We start from the raw sequence: 4,103 nt of genomic DNA on the forward strand, positions 1-4,103 counted from the left end.
GGCCCAGTCGGCCCGAAGCTGCGATTTTGGCCATGTTGAAGAACAAAGATTGAACATGGCGATCTACCAGGCTCGCTCTTGTCCTCCAATCTCGTAAACATCGGTCTCGATCGAGCACCTGTAGCTCTCTGCGATGTTGAACATCTCTGTCTGGAGAGATGCGATCTCATCATCGAGGCTGACGCCATCGGCACCCTGATCATAGGCGACGGTCAGCGTGTAATCGCAGTTCCCGGTCTTTTGCATCTGGTAATCCCGCTCCAGCATCGCCTCAATGCGCTCGCGAGCGGGCTTTCTGCCACGACCATGCTTGTTGAAGTTCTCGATGGTCAGATGCAGGGCGATGGTGACAGAAGGCGGCTTTTCCGGCAGCCCGATCCTTGAAGGAATGACGTCAAGCGCCCGATAGACGGTCATTCTTGAGATCTTGAGGTCGCGCGCGACGCTGGCCTTGCTCGCGCCGGCGGTGATCCGGCGTCGGATTTCATCGTCATCGATGTTTTTCTTCCGGCCTTTGTAGACGCCTTCGGCGCGCGCCGCCTCGATCCCGGCGCGCTGCCGGTCCTTGATGAACGTCAGTTCCATGTCCGCGACCATGCCCAGAATGGTGATCACCATCCGCCCCATGCTTCCGGCCGTCGTCACCTCCGGCTCAAGCACCCGCAATGAGGCTCCCTTCTGGTCGAGTTCATGAACCAGATTGAGAACATCGCGTGTGGAGCGACCGAGCCGATCGAGACGCAGGACGACGAGTTCGTCATCGGCGCGCAGGAACTGCATGATCGTCTCAAGCTCCGTGCGTCCAGTGCGCGATGCGCCCGAGCCTGTTTCGGAGCGGAGGATTTCACAGCCCGCTGCCTTCAACCGGGCAACCTGGATGTCGAGATCCTGGTCGATGGTGCTGACGCGGGCGTAGCCGACGCGGGTCATGGGCAAATCCGTCACATTAGGGTGGCTTTGCCCTCGTACAGTAACATTGGTGACGGAACCACCCTTTTGTGACATGTCGTATATGTCACTTCCGATCGTCACGTTCGGGTGCACCCAAATGGTGCGAGCGAAAGGCCCCGGTCAGGCAGCAAGCCGCCCAAAATCGATCCGGCTATTCAGATCGAGGTCGAAGCGGCCATAAGGATTGACGTGGCTGTAAATCAGCGGTGTGAGGCCGCGATAATCATCCGGCGTCATCCGGCCCGTCCATTTCGGTTCCACCAGCACGCTCTGAAGCATTCGGGTGTTCACATAGACAAGCGACGCTTGCAGCAAATGTAGCGCCAGGACCGAGAGCTGCTGCTCATCGATGCGGTTGGTGGCGATCTCGCCGCCCTTGCCGAAGAAAACGAACCCGTTGGCACTGTTCCAGTTTTCAACGACATTCAGGCCTTCATGAATTTCGCGGCGGAAGGACTCCTCGCGCAGATACCGGCACAGGAAGATCGTCTTGACCGCGCGGCCCAGCTCACTCAACGCCTTGTAGGTCGGGTGCATCACCTCGGAGCGGCTGAACCGGCGCAGGATCGCCTCCGGGTCGGCGGTTTTTGTCTGCATGGCGGCTGCATATTTGACCATCTCGTCATATTGCTGCTCGATCTCATCCCAGTTGATCGGACTGGAGAGGATCGGCTGCAAGTGGGGAAGCCGCGTTCGCATGCCGACATCGGGAAGAGCCAGCTTCTGGCGAGCGATCGCTTTCAGGCGGGGTGCGAGCTCAAATCCGAGAAGCCGGCAAAATGCAAAGCCAACCGCGCTTTGGCCATGACTATCAACATATTGTCGCTGGATTTCCATGTCGGTGCAATGGCGCAGCACGCCCTCGATCATGGAGGCGACCTCGGAGGAAGAGCAGCGCTTGAGCTGGGAATAGACGCACGTCGCGCGTCTTTCGACATGCCAGTAGATCATGACGCCCCGCCCACCATAACGCGCATGCCATTCCGTCATCAGGTTGCGATCCCAGGCTCCGAACTTTGTGGAATCTGACGCACAGGCCGTGCCGGCGTCTCCCCAGACTGCGGCATTGCGGATTGCCAGGGTCGCATTCGCAACCCTGGCACACGCCTCCTTGAGCGCCGCGGCATGAACGAAGCGGCGATGGACATGCAGCAGCTCTTCATAGCTGACATCGGGGGTGGCGCCGGCGATCCGCTTGAGCCCGGCATTCGTTCCCAAGCCGTAGAGGCATAGCAGGAGACGTTGATCCAGCGCGGTTTTCGGCAGTGCAACACGCGAGGCCGATGTTTCGAACGCTTCGAGAAGTCCCGTATCAAGGGCAGCCTCCTTCAGTACGTCGAGCAGCCCGGTCATCGGCCAGCGTTGGCCGATCTCGGTCTTGATCGAGGTGAGACCCCTGGGTTCGGGCAAGGGTTTGAACGGGGTGAGAGAGATACGGTTCTCGCCGCGCCACAGCAGCCGAACCTTGTCGTTCCGGGGAATATTGGCATTGAGGAGCAACAGTTCCTGAGCAAGCTCTTCCCGGATGGCGCTTGAAAATGCACGCGCATCCGCCGTCAGGTTCAATCCTGTGTAATATGCTTCTCGCCGCGCATCGAAGTCCTTGGGAAGATCGTCATCGGGATTGCGGTATCGGTCCGCCCCGGCAACCCAGATTTCCTTAGAACGGATGCGATCGCGCAGTTGCGCGAGGACACAAAGCTCATAACTGATCCGGTTTACGCGCCCCTCTTCATCAATGACGGAACTGCGCCATCTCGCCGGAATGACCTCGTCGACCGGCACTGCGTGCGGCGGCACGTAGCGGCATCCATCATCCACTTTGCTTCTGATCCAGTCCAGGGCCGCCAGCACCGGACGCCACATGGCGTTGTTCGACCGGAATTCCAGTGCCGAAAGCAGGCTTGGCAGCATACGGCGATAATGATTGGCCCATGACCTCCGCATCACCTTGTAGATCCGCCGATCCAAGGCGCCCTTTGCCTGGCTTTCCTTGATGATCGCCGCCAGTTTGTCCTTGCCGGCGATTGGGAAAATGACATCGCAGATGCGCCCGGATGGATCGTCGATCGAAGCGCTGGCAATCTCGACCAGGAGTCGCTCCTTGCCATAGACCCGCTCGATGTCTTTCGCGATATCGCCCACCACCTTGCGTTTCGAGCGCGATCCGATCTTATGGACCGTCTCGATCAGCAGGTCGACCATCGCATCCGTAAGCTGAGCTTCCCGCGCCATCAGATAAACGGCATAGAGCCCGAGCTGGCGCGCCGGTACATGCCGGCGCATCTCCGAGGCTTTCTCGCCGGCAACCCGGCGAACGATCTGATCGACCCATGCCTTGCCCGTGACCGATAGGAAATCTCGGGGAAGAGCAAGCCGTTGGATAAAGGCGAGTTTGGCGGTCACGCCAAGAATGTTTTCGAGCGTCGCCTGACCTGCATCCCCCTTCATCGTGTTGAAGCCGGTCGGGCCATCGGGATCGGCGAGCGAGGCTTCCAGCAAGGCGACCGCATCCGGCGCAAGCCGATCGCGGACTCGGGCCAACAGGGCCTCCAGATAGAGGTGTCGTTGCGAACGGACGAGGCGTTCCAGCTCCTTGCGCGACGGCCCATAGATACGGCGGTCGCGGCACCACAGGAAAACATGCTCGAGCATGGCATTGATCGGCTGCCCGCCCGCACAAAGATCGTCGGAAATCCACCTCGACAACGCCCTGCGATCCGTCTGCGTCATACGGCGGAACCCGAGATGCCGCAAAATCTCCGCGCAATGCCGGCGGGCGGTGCGCCCGGAAAAATCATAGTGGTTCACGGATTTGGCATCGAGACCAAGTTGCTCCGCCAGATACAAGACACCGTCGGAGGGTATCGACGCATGATCCGGCACAAAGAAGCCATGCCCGGCGAAAAATCTAAGCTGAACCGCCAATCCCAGTCGTGCCGTCTCCGCTTTGCCGGTCACGAACGCGATGTCCGAAAAACTCAGGCTCCAGGAGCCGATCAGATCCCCACTCGAAACGCCAAGGCTCATAACGCCGCTCCCTTATCGGAGCGGAACGTCGTTCCTCGCATGGGCGATCGTCAACAACAACCAGCCCGTTCCCGACGTGTTCTCCAAGATGACCAAAATCGCAGCTTCGGGCCGACTGGGCC

At 59.6% G+C, this 4,103-nt stretch carries 2 protein-coding genes; both read right to left on the reverse strand.

Going from position 1 to position 4,103, the window contains the following annotated elements; translation table 11 throughout:
- Positions 1-63 precede the first annotated feature (63 nt).
- Entirely contained in the window at positions 64-930 is an 867-nt protein-coding gene (locus GGR43_RS23150; protein WP_006961816.1) for a recombinase family protein, read from the reverse strand.
- A gap of 141 nt (positions 931-1,071) precedes the next feature.
- The gene (locus GGR43_RS23155; RefSeq protein WP_188074062.1) at positions 1,072-3,981 is read right to left on the reverse strand and encodes a Tn3 family transposase; all 2,910 of its coding nucleotides are present in this window, start codon (positions 3,979-3,981) and stop codon (positions 1,072-1,074) included.
- Positions 3,982-4,103: the final 122 nt, after the last annotated feature.

Source organism: Sphingobium jiangsuense, assembly GCF_014196495.1.
GTDB lineage: Bacteria > Pseudomonadota > Alphaproteobacteria > Sphingomonadales > Sphingomonadaceae > Sphingobium > Sphingobium jiangsuense.